Genomic DNA, 16,086 nt, shown 5'->3' with positions numbered 1-16,086 from the left:
CGGTACTCACATTCTGAAGACGCCGTAGCCACGCTGGCCGGCAATGTGGTTGGAATGGGCGGCGGACAACGCGATCGCGAGGATCGCGCGGGTGTCACGTGGATCGATGACGCCGTCGTCGTAGAGGCGTCCCGAGATGAAGAAGGGATGTGACTCGGACTCGATCTGTTGCTCGATCGCGGCGGTGCGCGCGGCATCGGCCTCCGCGTCGAATTCACGACCCGCGGCCTCTGCGGCGGTCTTGCCGACAATCGACATCACACCGGCGAGTTGCTGCGCACCCATCACCGCGAGCTTGGCATTTGCCCACGTGAACATGAAGCGGGGATCGTATGCGCGACCGGACATTCCGTAGTTTCCGGCACCGAAGGAACCGCCGACGTTGATCGTGATGTGCGGAACCTTGCTGTTGGTGACCGCATTGATCATCTTGGAACCGTCCTTGATGATGCCACCCTGCTCGTATTCGGTGCCGACCATGTAGCCGGTGGTGTTGTGCAGGAAAATCAGCGGGGTGTCGGTCTGGTTCGCCAACAGAATGAACTCGGTGGCCTTCTTGGCCTCTTCGCTGAAGAGGACCCCGCGGTGGTTGGCGAGGATTCCGACCGGGAATCCGTGGATCGATGCCCAACCGGTCACCAGACTCGACCCGTAGCGTGGTTTGTACTCGGAGAACCTCGAGCCGTCGGCGACACGCGCGATGACATCCCGGGGATCGAACGGGACCCGAGGGTCCCCGGAGGCGATGCCGAGAAGTTCCTCGGCGTCGTACAGCGGGTCGTCGGCGGCCGCCGACGGGGCCGGCCCGAACTTGCGCCAATTGAGGTGGCTGACGATGTCGCGGCCGATTCTGATGCAGTCGTTCTCGTCGACGGCGAACTGGTCGGCCACACCGGAAACACGCGAGTGCATGTCCGCACCCCCGAGGTCCTCGTCATTGGCGTCCTCTCCGGTGGCCATCTTCACCAGCGGGGGGCCACCCAGGAACACCTTGGCCTGTTTGTCGACCAACACCGCGTAGTCACACATGCCAGGGACGTATGCGCCACCGGCGGTGGCGTTGCCGAAGACCAGCGCGATGGTCGGAATCCCCATCGACGACAGTTCGCTCAGATCGTGGAAGATCTTGCCGGCGAACACGAAGAGTTCCGACTGCGTCGGCAGGTCGGCGCCGCCGGACTCCACCAGGTAGACCACCGGCAGCCGGTTCACGCGAGCGATCTCCAACGCACGCAGATTCTTCTTCAACGTGAAGGGGTTCATCGTTCCGCCCCGCACCGTGGGGTCGTGGGCGATGATCATGGTTTCGACACCGGAAACCACGCCGACGCCAGTGACGATGGCCGCCCCGACGTTGAACTGAGTTCCCCACGCCGCCAAGGGTGACAACTCCATGAACGGAGCATCGCGGTCGATGAGGAGTTCGATCCGTTCGCGGACCAGTAGGCGTCCGCGATCGTGGTGGCGTTGGGTGTACCGCTGGCCACCACCCGCGATGACGAGGTCGAGTTGCTCATTCAGCGCGGCGACCGCGGCGAGCTGAACACTGCGGTTCTCCTGATAGGTATCCGATGACGTGTCGATCACCGAGTCGAGTACGGGCATCCGTACGCCTTTCTTTCAGATCTGGGGACTCTCACCGACGAGGGCGAGCATCGAAGCTGTGACCAGAGTAACCCAAAAGTGAATCGCCGTACACTTACATCTTGAGATCGCTCCGACTCGGCGCTATCGTAGGAGGTAACGCAGCGGCAATCTCAGCTCATGTACATCAGGCTTCACTAAATGCCGAGGAAGATCGCCGTCGGCTGCAGAGAACCTTTCCGCTTGAATGGAGAATCCGTTGTCCCAGTCCCTCGACAACTCCGCCCAACGGGCGGGAGCGTCCACCGCTATCGATGCCGATCTCTACCGGACGGCACTTCGTCGTCATCCCGCCGGCGTCACGATCATCACCCTCGACTCCGCGAACGGACCGGTCGGGTTCACCGCGACCTCGTTCTCGTCTCTGTCACTGGACCCGCCACTGGTGTCGTTCAATATCGCACACACCTCGTCGAGCATCAGTGCCCTACACCAGGCGCAATCGTTGATCGTCCATCTGGTCGGAGATCACCAACTCCCACTCGCGCAACGCTTTTCCGCGAGTGCCGATCAGCGTTTCGCTGACGAATCGGCCTGGGTGACATTGTCCACCGGAGAGCCCCTCCTGCGCGACACGCACTGCTGGTTGCGGACCGGCGTGCATCAGCTGATCGAGGCCGGTGATCACACCTTGGTCATCGGGGCGGTCGAGGAGATCCACATCGATGACGCCGACCAAACCTCGGACGCGGCCCCTCTGCTGTATCACGAGGGCCGCTACCACCGGGCCGTACCGTTCGGGTCGTAGACCGCCACGGCCACTGCCTCCCCCGCACCCCAACTGGAGAAATGTGCCATGACAAGCCTGAACGCAACGTCCCGACCCGCCCTGAGGGTCGCCGCGGAACTCAACGGCTACGGCCACCACCCCGCGCTCAGCATCGGCCCTCGGTCCGGGCGTCCAGAGTCTCGCTGGGTGGACCTGCGCGGAGCCGACGACGACGGCGGTCTCCCGCACGATCACGCGACGATCGTGCGGATACAGGCCGCGGACATGGCCCAAGCTCATCGAGAGCGCGCGACGCTGCGATCGGAGATTCAGGCCAAGGGAGGTCATCCCGACGATATCGCGGTGCTCGTCGACATTGCGGTGCTCATCGCGCCGGAGGCCAGGGTCCGCGCGCAAGGAGCTGATGACGCTCGACAGCATGCTGCCGGGCCCACGACCGAGCGAGTCCTTGGAATACATCGGCACACCCATCGGACTCGCCAGCCTGATCGCGGATCTGTACGTCGTCGGTGTCGTCGACGGTGTCACCCTTCTGCCAATGTCGGAACCTGCAGTGCTCGACCACGTTGTGAACGAGTCGCTGCCGTGGTTAACGCTCCGGGGCGTCTACCCGCCCCCCGAAGGGGCGGTCCTGGCACGCCCTCTCCGGTAGATCGTGCTGTACCTCGCTCACGAAGGCCGCGTCGATGACGACGCGGCCTTCCGTGTTTCCACCAGGCGGGCGCTGCCATCCGCCCGACCCGAAGAACGGAAGCGGGGGAGGTGCGCGCCCCCAACCCCGCCCTTCCCCCCCCGCCTGCCGCCCCTCAAAAACGCATTCGGCGCACCGTTCGATCCCGTCCTGCTCGTTCGACGCCGCCGACGATCTCTGCCGTTCCGCTCGAAACTGTTGCGAAATAACCTCTCTCGAGAACTTTCTACCGACGGCGAGCTCGTGGCCGGCGCGCACACGCACCTCCGGGACCCGTGCGGGCATCTGGAATTGCGCCGCCGACTTATCTCCCCAACGTGGGGGGTGAAATCCCTCTTCAGAGGGGTGTGGACACGGAGTGACCGCTGCCACACTTGGTTCATCCAGCACCGGAACCGAAGGGTCGACATGAGTACATTCGCCAACGCCGACGAGGTCTACACCTATATCGGTGGAATTTTCGACAGAGCCACGAAGGAAAAGACTTTCATCGACGCAACCGCGGGGACCGGTCTGGTGATCAAGCTGATCCAGACAGATCCGGACGCGGTGATGATCATCGACTTCCCGGGGCAGAAGGTCACCACGGGCGATGCGACCGAGGGAATGGCATCCACGGTGCAGTTGCGGATGTCGTCGGACAACAGCAACAAGTTCTGGCAGGGCAAGCTCAACTTCACCCTGGCGATGGCACAGCGGAAGGTCAAACTCGACGGCAAACGCTCGGTGGCGCTCAAGCTTCTCCCACTCACCGGCGGCCTGTTCGACGTCTACAAGCAGCTTCTGAAGGAAAACGGCCGCGAAGACCTCTTGATCGGCTGACACCACGCTTGAACAACTCATAAACGACACAGCAATTGGAGTGCACATGCTAGAGCAGGACATGACCGACGAAGAGTTCCAGCCCTACTTCGAGAAGGCGGAAGAGCTTTCCAAGTTCTTCCGCGAGATCGGCCCCAAGTACGACGCGGAAAACACGTTCGCATACCCGTCCATCAAGGCGTTCAAGGAATCCGGACTCGGATCCCTTCCGGTGCCGAAGGCGTTCGGCGGACCCGGCGGCAACCTGCTGCAGGCATCGAAGGTCATCAGCGAGTTGTCCAAAGGCGACTCCGCAATCACGTTGGCCTACAACATGCACTACATCATGGTCGGCATCGCCGGCAACCTGATGAGTGAAGAGCAGAACAAGTACTGGCTCGGACGCGTCGCCGACGGCGAGATCATGTTCGGTCCGTTCTCCGAGCAGCGAGCCGGATTCAGCGGCCTCGCCGACATGAAGGCCATTCCCCAGCCCAACGGCGGATGGAAGCTCTACGGCAAGAAGACCTGGGGAACACTGTGTGAGGCCGCGGATATCATCACCACCAACGCGACGATCACCGACGCCGAGGGGAATCTCCCGGAGGACTTCCAGGAGCGCGTCAACGCGGAGAGCTTCTTCATCGGCGACTTCAACGTCGACGAGAACGGCCAGGGTGACGGCATCCGCATCGAAAAGACCTGGAACGCTCTCGGTATGCATGCCACCGGTACGCAGACCATCCACTTCGAGGGCTACTACGTTCCAGAAGACGGGTTCATCTGTGAGTGGCGCTCCGGCGCATTCGGTGTCCTCGAGTGGGCATCACTGATGTTCGCGAGCATCTACCTGGGTATGCAGTACCGCGTTCTCGAGGAATCTCGCGCCACCCTGTCGAAGAAGACCCTCGGCGCCACCTTCGGTGCCATCGTCGCAGAGGACACCAAGGTCTCCGGCGTCGGCCACATCATCGACGGTATCGGCGACATGGCCTCGCGCGTGGAGATCTCGCGCCGGGTCCTCTACCAGACCTGCCAAGAACTCCTCGACGGCAAGGACGACGAATGGCCCTTGGAGCTCCGCTTCCCGTACATCGGCCTAGCCAAGACCTTCGTCGCCGAGAACGTCATGCACATGACCAGGCACGCCATGAGCATGGCCGGCGGGTCGTCGTTCCGTAAGGGCGCGATCTTCGAGCGTCTGTACCGAGATTCGGCGGCTTCGATGTTCCAGCCGCTCAACTCCGACCAGTCTCGCACGTACATCGGCGAGTATCTTCTGCAGCCCGAGCAGCTCAACGACTGATCGGCTTCCACGAAAGCCCTCCGGTTCCCGCCCCGAGCGGGACGCCGGAGGGCTTTCGCGTAGGCGCCGCGAACCTCCATCCGCGCGCGGCGACAGGGGGGCGACAGGGGCCTGTAGAGGCGTTGCCGGCGGTTGCCTCCTTGCTGTGTGGGCGGGTCGGCCGTTCCATACGCCGCTACGGGAGGTCCCCAAATGGGGGCAAAAGTACATTGCGGATCACTTTCTCCTCCCCTCATCCCCCTCGGGGGGGAACTCCGACGCGGTTTCCTGCCACTTCGGGGTGAGATTGCTCCCCCAAACGGAGGAAGTGAATCGCAATTTACTTGTGTTGTGATCTAGCGTAGCCCTACCATTCAAATGTGATGCGGCGCACAACATATCTGGTTGTGGATGGGCCCGAGTAGCCCGATCAGTCGCTCGACACACTTCATTTTCCATTTGACGAGGAGGAAACCGGTGACCGGTTCCCCACCGCTCGCTGTAGATCCGCGTGCACCGGGCCGCGACGCGCCTGTCCGCAAGCCCGGGAAGGCTCGGAGCTGGGCCGAATCGGCGCTGCGGCCCCTGGGCGCATTCTTCGAGATGTGCGCGGCGACATTCCGGGCGCTGTTCCGCCCCCCGTTCCAATGGCGAGAGTTCGTTCTGCAGTCCTGGTTCATCGTTCGCGTCGCGTTGCTGCCCACCCTGCTTGTCGCGGTGCCGTTCACCGTTCTGGTGGTCTTCACACTCAACATCCTCCTGGTCGAGTTCGGCGCTGCCGACCTGTCCGGTGCCGGGGCGGCGCTCGGCGCGGTCACCCAGATCGGCCCGCTCGTCACCGTTCTGGTCGTGGCCGGCGCCGGAGCCACCGCGATCTGCGCCGACCTCGGAGCCCGGACGATCCGCGAGGAGATCGACGCCATGAAAGTACTGGGCATCGACCCGATCCAGCGTCTGGTGGTCCCGCGCGTGCTCGGCTCCACCCTGGTGGCGCTGCTGCTCAACGGGCTGGTGATCACGATCGGCATCGTCGGAGGCTTCTTCTTCTCCGTCGTGTTCCAGAACGTCACCCCGGGCGCATACGTGTCGTCGCTGACCTTCGTCACCGGGTTGCCGGAGGTCATCATCTCCGAGGTCAAGGCATGCTTGTTCGGCCTCATCGCGGGTCTGGTGGCGTGCCACCGTGGGCTCACGGTGAAGGGCGGCCCCAAGAGCGTCGGTGACGCCGTCAACGAGACGGTCGTATACGCCTTCATGGCCTTGTTCGCAGTGAATGTGATTGTCACCGCCATCGGCGTGAAATACGGAACGGGGCGATGACCGTGACCAACAGTCTGACCGGAAAACGACGAGCATCGAAGGTCGCAGCGGCACCGCTGCGGTTTCTCGAATCCCTCGGTGAACAGGCAGTCTTCTTCTGGCGAACCATCCGGTTCACTCCGCACGCCCTGAAGACATACTCGCGCGAAACCCTCCGGCTGATCGCCGAAATCGGCATGGGATCCGGGGCCTTGGCGGTGATCGGCGGCACCGTGGCGATCGTGGGATTCATGACCTTCGCCGGCGGAACCCTCGCCGCTATCCAAGGGTTCAACTCGCTGGGCAACATCGGCGTGGAGGCGCTGACCGGGTTCTTCGCAGCGTTCTGCAACGTCCGGATCATGGCACCCGTGGTCGCCGGTATCGCGCTGGCAGCGACCATCGGTGCGGGTGCCACCGCCCAGCTGGGGGCGATGCGGATCAGCGAGGAAATCGACGCACTCGAAGTGACCGGCATCCGGTCGATGTCCTACCTGGTGTCGACCAGGGCCATCGCCGGCATCGTCGCCATCATCCCGCTGTATTCCATGGCCGTCATCATGTCGTTCCTCGCGGCCCAGGTGACGACCACCGGGATCTACGGCCAGTCCGCCGGCGTCTACAACCACTACTTCTTCACCTTCTTGCGGACGAGCGACCTGTTCTGGTCCTTCCTGGAGGCCCTACTGATGGCCACCGTGGTCATGCTGATCCACTGCTACTACGGCTACAACGCCGCCGGTGGCCCCGCCGGTGTAGGCGAGGCGGTCGGACGGGCCGTACGCACGTCACTGATCGCGGTGGTGATGGTGGTTCTGTTTGCCTCACTTGCCATTTACGGAACATCCGGCAATTTCAACCTGGCCGGTTAGACGGGGGAACGCGCTGATGGGAACACGCAACAAATCACACTACAAACAGCCACCGCTCCGGGTCGCCGGCGCCGCGATGCTGGTCGGCGTCGTCACGGCCCTGGTGCTGTGCATGCAGACATTCCGCGGGGCCTTCGGGGAAACCGTTCCGTTGACCGTCGTCGCCGAAAGGTCCGGCCTGGTGATGGAACCCGGGGCCAAGGTCCAACTCAATGGTGTCGAGATCGGCAGGGTCAAGGAAGTCCAGCAGGTGGCCGGTACCTCGCGGCTGAGCCTCGATATCGATTCGGCACGCTTCGACCTGCTCTCGGCCGACACCACCGCCGAGATCAAAGCGACGACGGCGTTCGGCGCCAAGTATGTCGCGCTGACCAGCGCCTCACGGCAGGGTCAGCTCGCCGCGGGAAGTGAAGTCCGGTCGGGCAACGTCACGACGGAGATCAACACCGTATTCGAGAACTTGACGTCGGTGATGCACCACGTCGACCCGGCGAAGCTGAACTCGGCACTCGGCGCGGTCGCCGAGGGTCTGCGCGGCCGGGGGGAGCAGCTGGGCGACACCATGGTCAAGGCCGATTCCGTCCTCGTCCGACTCAACCCGGTCCTGCCGCAACTGCAGAGCGATCTCCGTGACACGTCCACCGTCGTCAACACCTACGCCGATGTCGCGCCCACCCTGATGGACTTACTGAAATTCGCTTCCACGACGTCGGATTCGGTCGTCGAGCGCGAGGAACAGCTCGATTCGACGCTGACCGCAGCGGTGAACTTCGGCAACGACGGCGCGGCGCTGACCAATGACCTCGAGCGCGGGCTGGTCGATTCCATGCGGCTACTGCTGCCGACATCAGGCCTTCTGTCCAAGTACAGCCCCGAAATCACCTGTCTACTCCAGCAATCGGTCGACACCCGCGACGTCTTGTCGAACTCGTTCGGTGACAATACCGGCTACTCTCTCGACCTCGATGTCGGGTTCCTTCCCGGCGACGACCCGTATCGCTACCCAGAGAACCTGCCGAAGGTCGAGGCATCCGGCGGTCCGGGCGGGCAACCGGGGTGCTATCCGATGATCACCAAAGACATGTACCCGTCGCCCGTGCTGGTCACCGACACCGGCGCATCGATCGCCGATGCGACCAGCCCCCGTCTGGGTTCTCCATTCTTCGTCGACTATCTGTTCGGGAATATCGTGGGAGGGCCTGCACGCTAATGAAAATCACTGGAACCATTGCACGTTTGGCCCTCTTCGCGGTGATCATGGTGCTCTTCACCGCCGCGGTCGTCGTGGTCTTCTCCCAGGTGCGGTTCGGCAGCGAACGCACCTACAAGGCCGCCTTCGCTGACGCATCCGGTTTGAAGTCGGACGAGTTCGTGCGGGTCGCCGGCGTCGAAGTCGGGAAGGTGAAGTCCGTCGAGATCGTCGACGAGGCCACCGCCCTGGTCGAGTTCTCGCTCACCAAGGCCGTGCCGTTCACCGAATCCACCAAGCTCGCCGTGCGGTACGAGAACCTCATCGGAGCCCACTACCTCGAACTGCTCGACAGCCCCGGGTCCAACACCACACAGCCCGAGGACTCGACCATCCCGGCAGATCGCACGATGGCCGCGCTGGATCTCGATGCCCTGATCAACGGCTTCCGGCCACTGTTCAAAGCACTGGACCCCGATCAGGTCAACAAGCTCTCGACCTCACTGGTGAATGTTCTGCAAGGACAGGGCGGAACGGTATCGGACTTCCTGAAACAATCCGGCGAACTGACCTCCGCACTGGCCGACCGTGATCAGCTGATCGGCTCGGTGATCGACAACCTCAACCGGGTCCTCGGCACGGTCGACGAACACAACAAACAGTTCGACGAAGGTATCGACAAACTGCAGCAAGTCATCAGTGGACTCTCCGAGCAGTCCGACCCGATCGGCGACGCCCTCGTCCGCGTCAACGACGCGTCCGCCTCCGTCGCCGACCTCCTGGTGAACGCCCGCCCGGCGATCAGGAACGACGTCACCGAGATCGGACGAGTCGCCAGCAACATCAATGCAGACAAGGACTACGTCAACTGGGCGCTCAGTACGCTCCCCGATGCGTACGGTCGCCTCGCCCGACTCGGACTCTACGGCGACTTCTTCACGTTCTACCTCTGCGATGTCACATTGAAAGTCAATGGCCCTGACGGTAATCCCGCCCTCATCCCGATCATCGGACAGCGGGCAGGAAGGTGTACAGCACAGTGAGCCGAACACAGAAAACGAACACGGTACGCACCGGTCTGATCGGCGTCCTGGTGGTCGCGGCCCTGGTGCTGATCTCGGTCAACTTCGACCGCATCGCCTCCACGCTGAGCTCGTCGGTGACCTACACCGCATACGTCGGTGACACAGGCGGGCTCGAGACCGGCGACAAGGTGTTCCTCTCCGGCGTCCACGTCGGCGATGTAGAGGACATCGACCTCGACGGCGACAAGGTTCGGATCGCATTCAGTGTGGACGCCCCACGTCTGGGCGTGGACTCCGAGGTATCGATCAAGACACTGACCGTGCTGGGACGAAAGTTCCTGCAGGTCACGCCGAAGGGGGACAAGGCGCTCTCACCCGATCAGCCGATCCCGCTCGAGCACACCTCCACCCCCTATCTCCTGACCGATGCGCTCGGCGACCTGTCCACCACCGTGAGCAACTTGGACACCGACCAGGTCACCAACGCACTGGACACCCTCAGCCAAACCCTTGATCAGACCGCACCGAACCTCAGTGCCGCGCTCGACGGGGTCTCCCGGCTCTCGGACACCGTGGGCACCCGCGATCAGATGGTCAAGGACCTGTTCCACAACGCGGAATCACTGACCAAGGTCCTCGGCGGCCGCAGCGAACAGATCAACAAGCTGCTCCTCGACAGCAACACACTCTTCACCGCGCTCGATCAGCGCCGACAGGCGATCGACACGCTCCTGGTGAACCTGTCCGCCGTCACCGCTCAGGTGGCGTCGCTGGTCGATGACAACGAAGCCCAACTCCGGCCGGTACTCGATCAACTCAACGGTGTGACAGCACTTTTGAACGAACGTAAGGACGATGTGAAGAAGGCGATCCTGCCGGCAAGCCAATACATCACCTCGCTCGGTGAATCGGTGGCCTCCGGCCCGTTCTTCAAGGCGTACATCATGAATCTGCTTCCCGGCCAGTTCCTGCAGCCCTTCATCGACGCCGCATTCCGGGAGCAAGGCGTCAACCCCGGCACGCTCAACGGGCAAAACCAGTTCCCGGTGACATGTGGACACAACGCGGCCCCGGGGCTGACCCCGCCCGGCCACACCTCGCCGCTTCCCGATCCGAGCACCTGCCCCGTCCAACCCGGCGACCCCGCCGCTCCCGCTCCCGCAGCCGCTCCGGCCCAGCCCGGACCACCCGCACTGCCCGGCCTGCCTCAGCTGCCGCCACTACCGCAGCTACCTGGACTTCCGCCGCTACCCGGATTGGGAGGATGACCATGTTCGCGTCTTTGATGACACGCGGATCGACCCGACGGCGAACCATAATCCTGACCGTCGTCGTCCTACTCGTGGCCGGAACACTCGGCCTCGCATGGCGCGCGTATGACCGAGTCACCACGAGGTCCGCGGTCGCGTACTTCGAGAACACCAACGGCCTGTACGTCGGGGACAAGGTCAAGATCCTCGGCGTCGACGTCGGGGTGATCGATTCCATAGATCCCGACGGCGAGCGGATGCGGGTGGGGTTCCACTACGACGCCGACTACAAGGTCCCTCAGCAGGCCAAAGCGGCGGTACTGTCACAGAGTCTGATCTCCTCACGTGCGATCCAACTGACACCCGCGTACACCGGCGGCCCCGAACTGAGTGACGGCGGACAGATCCCGATCGAACGCACCGCTGTGCCAGTGGAATGGGACGACCTTCGGGAACAGCTGCAGCATCTCGCCGAATCGATCGGCCCGACCGAGGCCAACAAGGCCGGCTCTCTCGGCGACTTCGTCGACACGGCAGCCGAGTCGTTGGCCGGCAAGGGTGACGACATCAATTCGACCTTGACCAAGCTCTCCGATGCCATGTCGACGATGTCGGACGGCCGCGACGATCTCTTCGCCACCGTGCGCAACCTGCAGGCATTCATGACCGCACTCGCCGCCAGCGACGATCAAATCGTCGAGCTGAATCAGAACGTCGCCTCGGTGTCGTCGGTGCTCGACAACTCCGATCAGGAACTGGCGACCGCATTGCAGAACATCGATGCGATGACCAGCCGGCTGGGGCAGTTTGTGAAAGACAACCGCGACGGGCTCAGCAAATCGGTGAGCGACCTCGCCACCGTGACAACGTCGTTGAACGAGATTCGGCCCGACATCGAGCAACTTCTGCACGTCGGTCCGACGGCAATCCAGAACTTCTACAACATCTACGAACCCGCACACGGGTCCTTCACCGGCGCGCTGGCTGTCACCCAGCTTCAGAACCCGGTGCAGTTCATCTGTGGCGCAATCCAGGCGGCAAGCCAGCTGGGTGCGGCCGAGGCGGCGAAACTGTGTGTCCAACAGCTCGCACCGGTATTGCAGCTCGTGCAGATGAACTACCCACCGGTCGGAATCAACCCGGTGGCCGGCAAACAGGTCAGACCCGAGCAGATCGACTACAGCGAAGAATGGCTGCGCGGTACGGTGCCTGCTCCCGCAGCTGTCGAGCCCGTCGGCGCACCCGCCGGACTGGCAGGGCTGCTCGGAATCCCGGCACCCGCGAACGCTGGAGGTGGGCGATAATGGCCAACAACAAATTCACCCGAGGTGCCATCGTGGCACTCGTCGGCGGATTCACCCTCACGGTGTCGGGTTGTGACTGGCAAGGCGCCAATTCCCTGCCACTGCCAGGAACCGCCGGTTCCGAAGACGGCTCGTACACCGTCAAGATCGAGATGCCGAACGTGACGTCGATCCAGCGCAACAGTCGGGTACGCGTCGGCGATGTCACGGTAGGCAACGTCGACGACGTGCAGCTCGCCGGATGGCACGCCGTCGTTACGGTCTCACTCGAGTCCGACGTCCACCTCCCTGGCAACGCGACAGCGAAGGTGGGGCAGACCAGTTTGCTCGGTTCGCTGCACATCGAACTGGCACCACCATTGACGGAACCACCCGCGGGCGAACTCCGCGACGGCGACACGATCCCGATCGACAACGCCAGCACCTATCCGACCACGGAACAGACACTCGCGTCGGTGTCGACCGTGCTGAACGGCGGAGGCCTCGCACAGATCCAGGAAATCAGTGGTGAACTCAACGCTGGGCTGTCCGGGCACGAGGGAGAAGTCCGTGACCTTCTCAATCAAGCCGATACGTTCAGCGGCAGTCTCAACGAACAGCGCGATGACATCATCACCGCCGCCGAAGGCCTCGATCGCCTTGCCTCGACCGTCGACCAGCAGAACGCCGTACTGGCCGGCGCGCTCGAACGCATCCCGCCCGCGCTGGCCATCCTTGACGAACAGCAGAGGAAGCTCACCGACACGGTGACCTCCGTCGGAAACTTCGCCGACTCGGCGAACCGGGTTGTCACGGCGAGCTCGGAAGACGTACAGGGCAACGTCCGTGAGCTCGAGCCGGTATTGCGCGAACTCGGCAACTCCGGTTCCGACCTCACCCAGGCACTGGGTCTGCTTCCCACGTATCCGTGGCCGCTGGAGAATATTCCGAAGTTCTTCAAGGGCGACGCCGGTAACCTCTCCGCCACCGTCGATCTCACCATGGGTCGCCTCGACCGAGGACTACTGCAGGGGACACCCCTCGAGGGGTCGCTCACCAATGCCGAAACCGCCCTTGGTCGTACGGAGGGTCGAATTCCGGCGGTCTCGACGAAGAACCCGCTGACGGCGGGACTCGACAACGTTGCGATGAGGGGTACCCGATGATTCTGTCGAAATTCGTCAAGATTCAGCTGATCATCTTCGCCGTCCTCACCGTGATTGCCCTGACCACGATGAGTGTCGTGTACATGCGGTTGCCCGCGCTGGCGGGCATCGGGCGCTACTCGGTCGCTGTCGAACTTCCGACGAGTGGTGGGCTGTACAGCAGCGCGAACGTCACCTATCGCGGGTCGACCATCGGTACCGTCACCGATGTCACCCCCACCGCCGGCGGGGCACGTGCAACGCTGAATCTCGATAGCTCGGTCCGCATTCCGGTCTCAGCCGAAGCCCAGGTGCACAGCAGGTCCGCGATCGGCGAACAGTACCTCGACTTCGTTCCCAGCTCGCTCGAGGGACCGTTCCTCGAGGATGGGGCGGTCGTACCAGCGAGCCAAGCGAGTGTGCCGCAAGACATCGGACCGATGATCGACACCCTCAACGCCAGCCTCACCTCGATCCCGCAGCAACAGCTGAGCGCACTGATCGACGAGACACACACCGCCTTCGAGGGGTCCGGCCCCTCACTGCAACGGATCCTCAACGGATCCGACCGGGTACTGGACCAGGCCTACACCGACGCCGACGCCACCACCACGTTGATCAACGACGCGGCACCATTTCTGGACTCCCAAAAAGTCAGCAGCCCCGCCATCCGCGAGTGGGCGGCGAACCTGGCGGGCACCGTCCAACAGGCCGACGCGAACGACCAGCACGTCCGACACATCCTGGAAACCAGCCCCGCAGCGGCCAGTGAGGCCAGTGCACTCTTCCAGCAACTGCACCCCACCGCCCCACTGCTGGCGGCCAACCTGACCAGTCTCGGTCAGGTCGCGGTCACCTACAATCAATCGCTGGAACAGCTGCTGGTCCTGCTGCCCGCCAGCGTCAGCGCCCTCAAGACGATCAACGTCCCCGACCAGGGAACGTCCAACGGCGCATTCCTCGACTTCAACCTGAATCTGAACGCACCCCCGCCCTGCACAACCGGGTTCCTTCCCGCCTCGGAACGGCGCGACGGCTCTGCCGTCGACGCACCGACGCGCACATCCGACCCGATCTTCTGCGCGGTGCCGCAGGACTCGTCGGTCGCCGTGCGCGGCGCACGGAACCTGCCGTGCATGGACAACCCCGGCAAACGCGCCCCCACCGTCGAGATCTGCAAGAGCGACGAGCCGTACACCTCGTCGGGAACCAACCCCTGGGTAGGGGACCCGACACCGACCACCGGCAACTCCGCCGCCCCCGCGTCCCACACACAAGAACCGGCCGCCCCCCAAATCGGGACGGCAAGCTACAACCCACGGTCCGGCCAGTATCAGGGCAGCGACGGCAGAACATACACGCAAACAGAGCTCAGCCGCACCGGATCTGCGCACGGTGACACATCGCCCGTCCAGGCGATTCTGACAGGAGGCCACTGATGCTCCGACGTAAATCCGACACCGTATCGGATGTCGCCGCCGTCCGCGCCGCACTCGACGCACGGCAGGCTGCCGAGGCGGCCGTCGAGGCAGCCGAGGCAGCAGAAGCCGCGGCCGCCGCACAGGAAGAAGGCGACACCGGCGACGTACCAGCCGTCCGCCACGATCCGCGGCGCCGCAGACCAGGCTCACGCCGATGGAACACCCTCGCGACGGCGCTGTTCGCGGTCGCCCTGGTGGGCTTGTTGGTGGCCGCGGGGGCCCTCGCACACGCGCACCAGGACAGCCAGGACGCGAGCGATCAGGATCTGGCCATGCTCGGCGCTGCCCGGCAGTCAGTCCTCAACCTGATCTCCCCGAGCTCGCAGGATCCCGCGGCCGGCGCGGACCGCATCATCAACGACGCGACCGGATCGTGGCTCACCGAATTCGAAGGCACAAAAGATCAGTTCGTCTCCGCCATCGCCGAGTCGAAGACCGAGTCGAGCGGCGAAATTCTCGGTGCCGGCATCGAGGGCCGAAACGACGACGGCAGCACGACCGTCCTGGTATCGGCGGTGTCGAAGGTAAGCAACGCCGCCGGCGCCAAGGACGAGCCACGAACCTGGCGTCTACGCGTCGGCATCGTCGATGTCGACGGGTCCTACAAACTGTCAAAAGTGGAGGTCGTGCCATGACCTGTGAACTCGAGAACAAACATGCCGCAGCGGAACCGACACAGGAACCGCGCGCCGCGGCCGCACCGAATCCGGCCACCGCCAGGCAAGCCGTATTCCTCAGATGCGGACTCACCGCGGTCGCACTCGGCGCCGTCGTGGCCACCGGCGCAGTTCTCGAGTTCCCCCTCTGGTTCATCGTTGCGGGCACACTCGTTGTCCTCGTCACCGGCGCTCTGACCTACCGCAGTGAGGCCGCGTTCGCCCACTCCCTGACCATCCGAGGGCGGCGCACGCGCACACTGGTTGCGGTGGCGCTCCTGGCCTCTTCGACGGCAACCTTCGCCGCCGTGGCACACCTGCACCTCACCGTCTCCGACGAACACACCGAACGGACACGGGCCGCTGTTGCCGAGAAGGCCGGTGAACTGACCGCAGGGGTGCTGACCTACAAGGCGCCCACCGTCGAGGACGACGTCGCCCAGGCCAAAAGTCATCTGACCGGCGAATTCTTGGAGTCGTACACAAAGCTGACCACCGAGACCATAATCCCGCAGGCGAAGCAAGGTCAGGTCGAGACGCATTGGGAAGCGAGCGGAACGTCGGTGGTTTCAGCAGACTCCGACTCCGCGGTGGTACTCGTCTTCCTCCGCGGCACCACGGCCAGCGCCGCGAAACCGGATCCGACGTACCTCTTCAGCAGTGTACGAGTCCGGCTGGAGGCATCCGGCGATCAGTGGCTCATCTCCCGACTCGAGCCCCTGTGAGATACCCGTG

The 16,086-nt window shown here is 63.6% G+C and carries 15 protein-coding genes; 14 read left to right on the top strand and 1 reads right to left on the bottom strand.

Going from position 1 to position 16,086, the window contains the following annotated elements:
* Nucleotides 1-6: 6 nt before the first annotated feature.
* Nucleotides 7-1,605 carry a carboxyl transferase domain-containing protein gene (locus HYG77_RS31485; protein ID WP_208963619.1) on the bottom strand — a complete coding sequence of 533 codons (1,599 nt, stop codon included), beginning with the start codon at nucleotides 1,603-1,605 and terminating at the stop codon, nucleotides 7-9.
* A gap of 226 nt (nucleotides 1,606-1,831) precedes the next feature.
* Between HYG77_RS31485 and HYG77_RS31480 the strand changes: the two genes are divergently transcribed.
* The 14 genes from HYG77_RS31480 (at nucleotide 1,832) to HYG77_RS31415 (ending at nucleotide 16,076) form a co-directional block, all read left to right on the top strand.
* Nucleotides 1,832-2,392 (top strand): flavin reductase family protein, encoded by a 561-nt coding sequence (locus HYG77_RS31480; RefSeq protein WP_005563686.1) that lies wholly within the window; start codon nucleotides 1,832-1,834, stop codon nucleotides 2,390-2,392.
* Nucleotides 2,393-2,777: 385 nt separating this feature from the next.
* Complete coding sequence (locus HYG77_RS40035) at nucleotides 2,778-3,026, top strand: hypothetical protein (RefSeq protein WP_244461428.1); 249 nt, start codon at nucleotides 2,778-2,780, stop codon at nucleotides 3,024-3,026.
* A 447-nt stretch (nucleotides 3,027-3,473) separates the two neighbouring features.
* On the top strand, nucleotides 3,474-3,887 hold the full coding sequence (locus tag HYG77_RS31470; protein ID WP_159928975.1) for an SCP2 sterol-binding domain-containing protein: 414 nt from the start codon (nucleotides 3,474-3,476) through the stop codon (nucleotides 3,885-3,887).
* Between the two features lie 46 nt (nucleotides 3,888-3,933).
* Nucleotides 3,934-5,172, top strand: a complete 1,239-nt coding sequence (locus HYG77_RS31465) for an acyl-CoA dehydrogenase family protein (protein ID WP_043788312.1) — start codon at nucleotides 3,934-3,936, stop codon at nucleotides 5,170-5,172.
* A gap of 582 nt (nucleotides 5,173-5,754) precedes the next feature.
* Nucleotides 5,755-6,471 (top strand): ABC transporter permease, encoded by a 717-nt coding sequence (locus HYG77_RS31460; protein ID WP_230990442.1) that lies wholly within the window; start codon nucleotides 5,755-5,757, stop codon nucleotides 6,469-6,471.
* Nucleotides 6,468-7,322, top strand: coding sequence for an ABC transporter permease (locus HYG77_RS31455; RefSeq protein WP_005566170.1), 855 nt, complete (start codon nucleotides 6,468-6,470; stop codon nucleotides 7,320-7,322). The genes HYG77_RS31460 and HYG77_RS31455 overlap by 4 nt, the downstream gene beginning before the upstream one ends.
* Nucleotides 7,323-7,338: 16 nt before the next feature.
* Nucleotides 7,339-8,532 carry an MCE family protein gene (locus HYG77_RS31450; RefSeq protein ID WP_208963618.1) on the top strand — a complete coding sequence of 398 codons (1,194 nt, stop codon included), beginning with the start codon at nucleotides 7,339-7,341 and terminating at the stop codon, nucleotides 8,530-8,532.
* A complete protein-coding gene (locus HYG77_RS31445; protein ID WP_208963617.1) occupies nucleotides 8,532-9,554 on the top strand; it encodes an MCE family protein in 1,023 nt (340 codons plus the stop codon). The genes HYG77_RS31450 and HYG77_RS31445 overlap by 1 nt, the downstream gene beginning before the upstream one ends.
* Entirely contained in the window at nucleotides 9,551-10,804 is a 1,254-nt protein-coding gene (locus HYG77_RS31440; RefSeq protein ID WP_208963616.1) for an MCE family protein, read from the top strand. Before HYG77_RS31445 ends, HYG77_RS31440 begins: the two co-directional genes overlap by 4 nt.
* A 2-nt stretch (nucleotides 10,805-10,806) precedes the next feature.
* Nucleotides 10,807-12,090 (top strand): MCE family protein, encoded by a 1,284-nt coding sequence (locus tag HYG77_RS31435; RefSeq protein WP_244461427.1) that lies wholly within the window; start codon nucleotides 10,807-10,809, stop codon nucleotides 12,088-12,090.
* Entirely contained in the window at nucleotides 12,090-13,235 is a 1,146-nt protein-coding gene (locus HYG77_RS31430; RefSeq protein WP_159928985.1) for an MCE family protein, read from the top strand. Before HYG77_RS31435 ends, HYG77_RS31430 begins: the two co-directional genes overlap by 1 nt.
* Nucleotides 13,232-14,653 carry an MlaD family protein gene (locus HYG77_RS31425; RefSeq protein ID WP_208963614.1) on the top strand — a complete coding sequence of 474 codons (1,422 nt, stop codon included), beginning with the start codon at nucleotides 13,232-13,234 and terminating at the stop codon, nucleotides 14,651-14,653. Before HYG77_RS31430 ends, HYG77_RS31425 begins: the two co-directional genes overlap by 4 nt.
* Complete coding sequence (locus tag HYG77_RS31420; protein WP_208963613.1) at nucleotides 14,653-15,330, top strand: hypothetical protein; 678 nt, start codon at nucleotides 14,653-14,655, stop codon at nucleotides 15,328-15,330. Before HYG77_RS31425 ends, HYG77_RS31420 begins: the two co-directional genes overlap by 1 nt.
* Nucleotides 15,327-16,076: a hypothetical protein gene (locus HYG77_RS31415; protein WP_208963612.1), complete on the top strand. Its 750-nt coding sequence runs from the start codon at nucleotides 15,327-15,329 to the stop codon at nucleotides 16,074-16,076. Before HYG77_RS31420 ends, HYG77_RS31415 begins: the two co-directional genes overlap by 4 nt.
* The last annotated feature ends 10 nt before the right edge of the window (nucleotides 16,077-16,086 follow it).

This window comes from Rhodococcus sp. ZPP (assembly GCF_017656075.1).
Classification (GTDB): Bacteria; Actinomycetota; Actinomycetes; order Mycobacteriales; family Mycobacteriaceae; genus Rhodococcus_F; species Rhodococcus_F oxybenzonivorans.
Note: the sequence above shows the minus strand (reverse complement) of the source record. Positions and strands in the feature narration are given on the sequence as shown.

Bases quoted from the DNA above. Each gene is read 5' to 3' on its own strand.
- HYG77_RS40035 (WP_244461428.1), top strand. From the start codon at position 2,778: ATGACGCTCGACAGCATGCTGCCGGGCCCACGACCGAGCGAGTCCTTG.
- HYG77_RS31485 (WP_208963619.1), bottom strand. From the start codon at position 1,605: ATGCCCGTACTCGACTCGGTGATCGACACGTCATCGGATACCTATCAG.
- HYG77_RS31415 (WP_208963612.1), top strand. From the start codon at position 15,327: ATGACCTGTGAACTCGAGAACAAACATGCCGCAGCGGAACCGACACAG.
- HYG77_RS31460 (WP_230990442.1), top strand. From the start codon at position 5,755: ATGTGCGCGGCGACATTCCGGGCGCTGTTCCGCCCCCCGTTCCAATGG.
- HYG77_RS31435 (WP_244461427.1), top strand. From the start codon at position 10,807: ATGTTCGCGTCTTTGATGACACGCGGATCGACCCGACGGCGAACCATA.
- HYG77_RS31470 (WP_159928975.1), top strand. From the start codon at position 3,474: ATGAGTACATTCGCCAACGCCGACGAGGTCTACACCTATATCGGTGGA.
- HYG77_RS31480 (WP_005563686.1), top strand. From the start codon at position 1,832: ATGGAGAATCCGTTGTCCCAGTCCCTCGACAACTCCGCCCAACGGGCG.
- HYG77_RS31455 (WP_005566170.1), top strand. From the start codon at position 6,468: ATGACCGTGACCAACAGTCTGACCGGAAAACGACGAGCATCGAAGGTC.
- HYG77_RS31450 (WP_208963618.1), top strand. From the start codon at position 7,339: ATGGGAACACGCAACAAATCACACTACAAACAGCCACCGCTCCGGGTC.
- HYG77_RS31425 (WP_208963614.1), top strand. From the start codon at position 13,232: ATGATTCTGTCGAAATTCGTCAAGATTCAGCTGATCATCTTCGCCGTC.
- HYG77_RS31465 (WP_043788312.1), top strand. From the start codon at position 3,934: ATGCTAGAGCAGGACATGACCGACGAAGAGTTCCAGCCCTACTTCGAG.
- HYG77_RS31445 (WP_208963617.1), top strand. From the start codon at position 8,532: ATGAAAATCACTGGAACCATTGCACGTTTGGCCCTCTTCGCGGTGATC.
- HYG77_RS31420 (WP_208963613.1), top strand. From the start codon at position 14,653: ATGCTCCGACGTAAATCCGACACCGTATCGGATGTCGCCGCCGTCCGC.
- HYG77_RS31430 (WP_159928985.1), top strand. From the start codon at position 12,090: ATGGCCAACAACAAATTCACCCGAGGTGCCATCGTGGCACTCGTCGGC.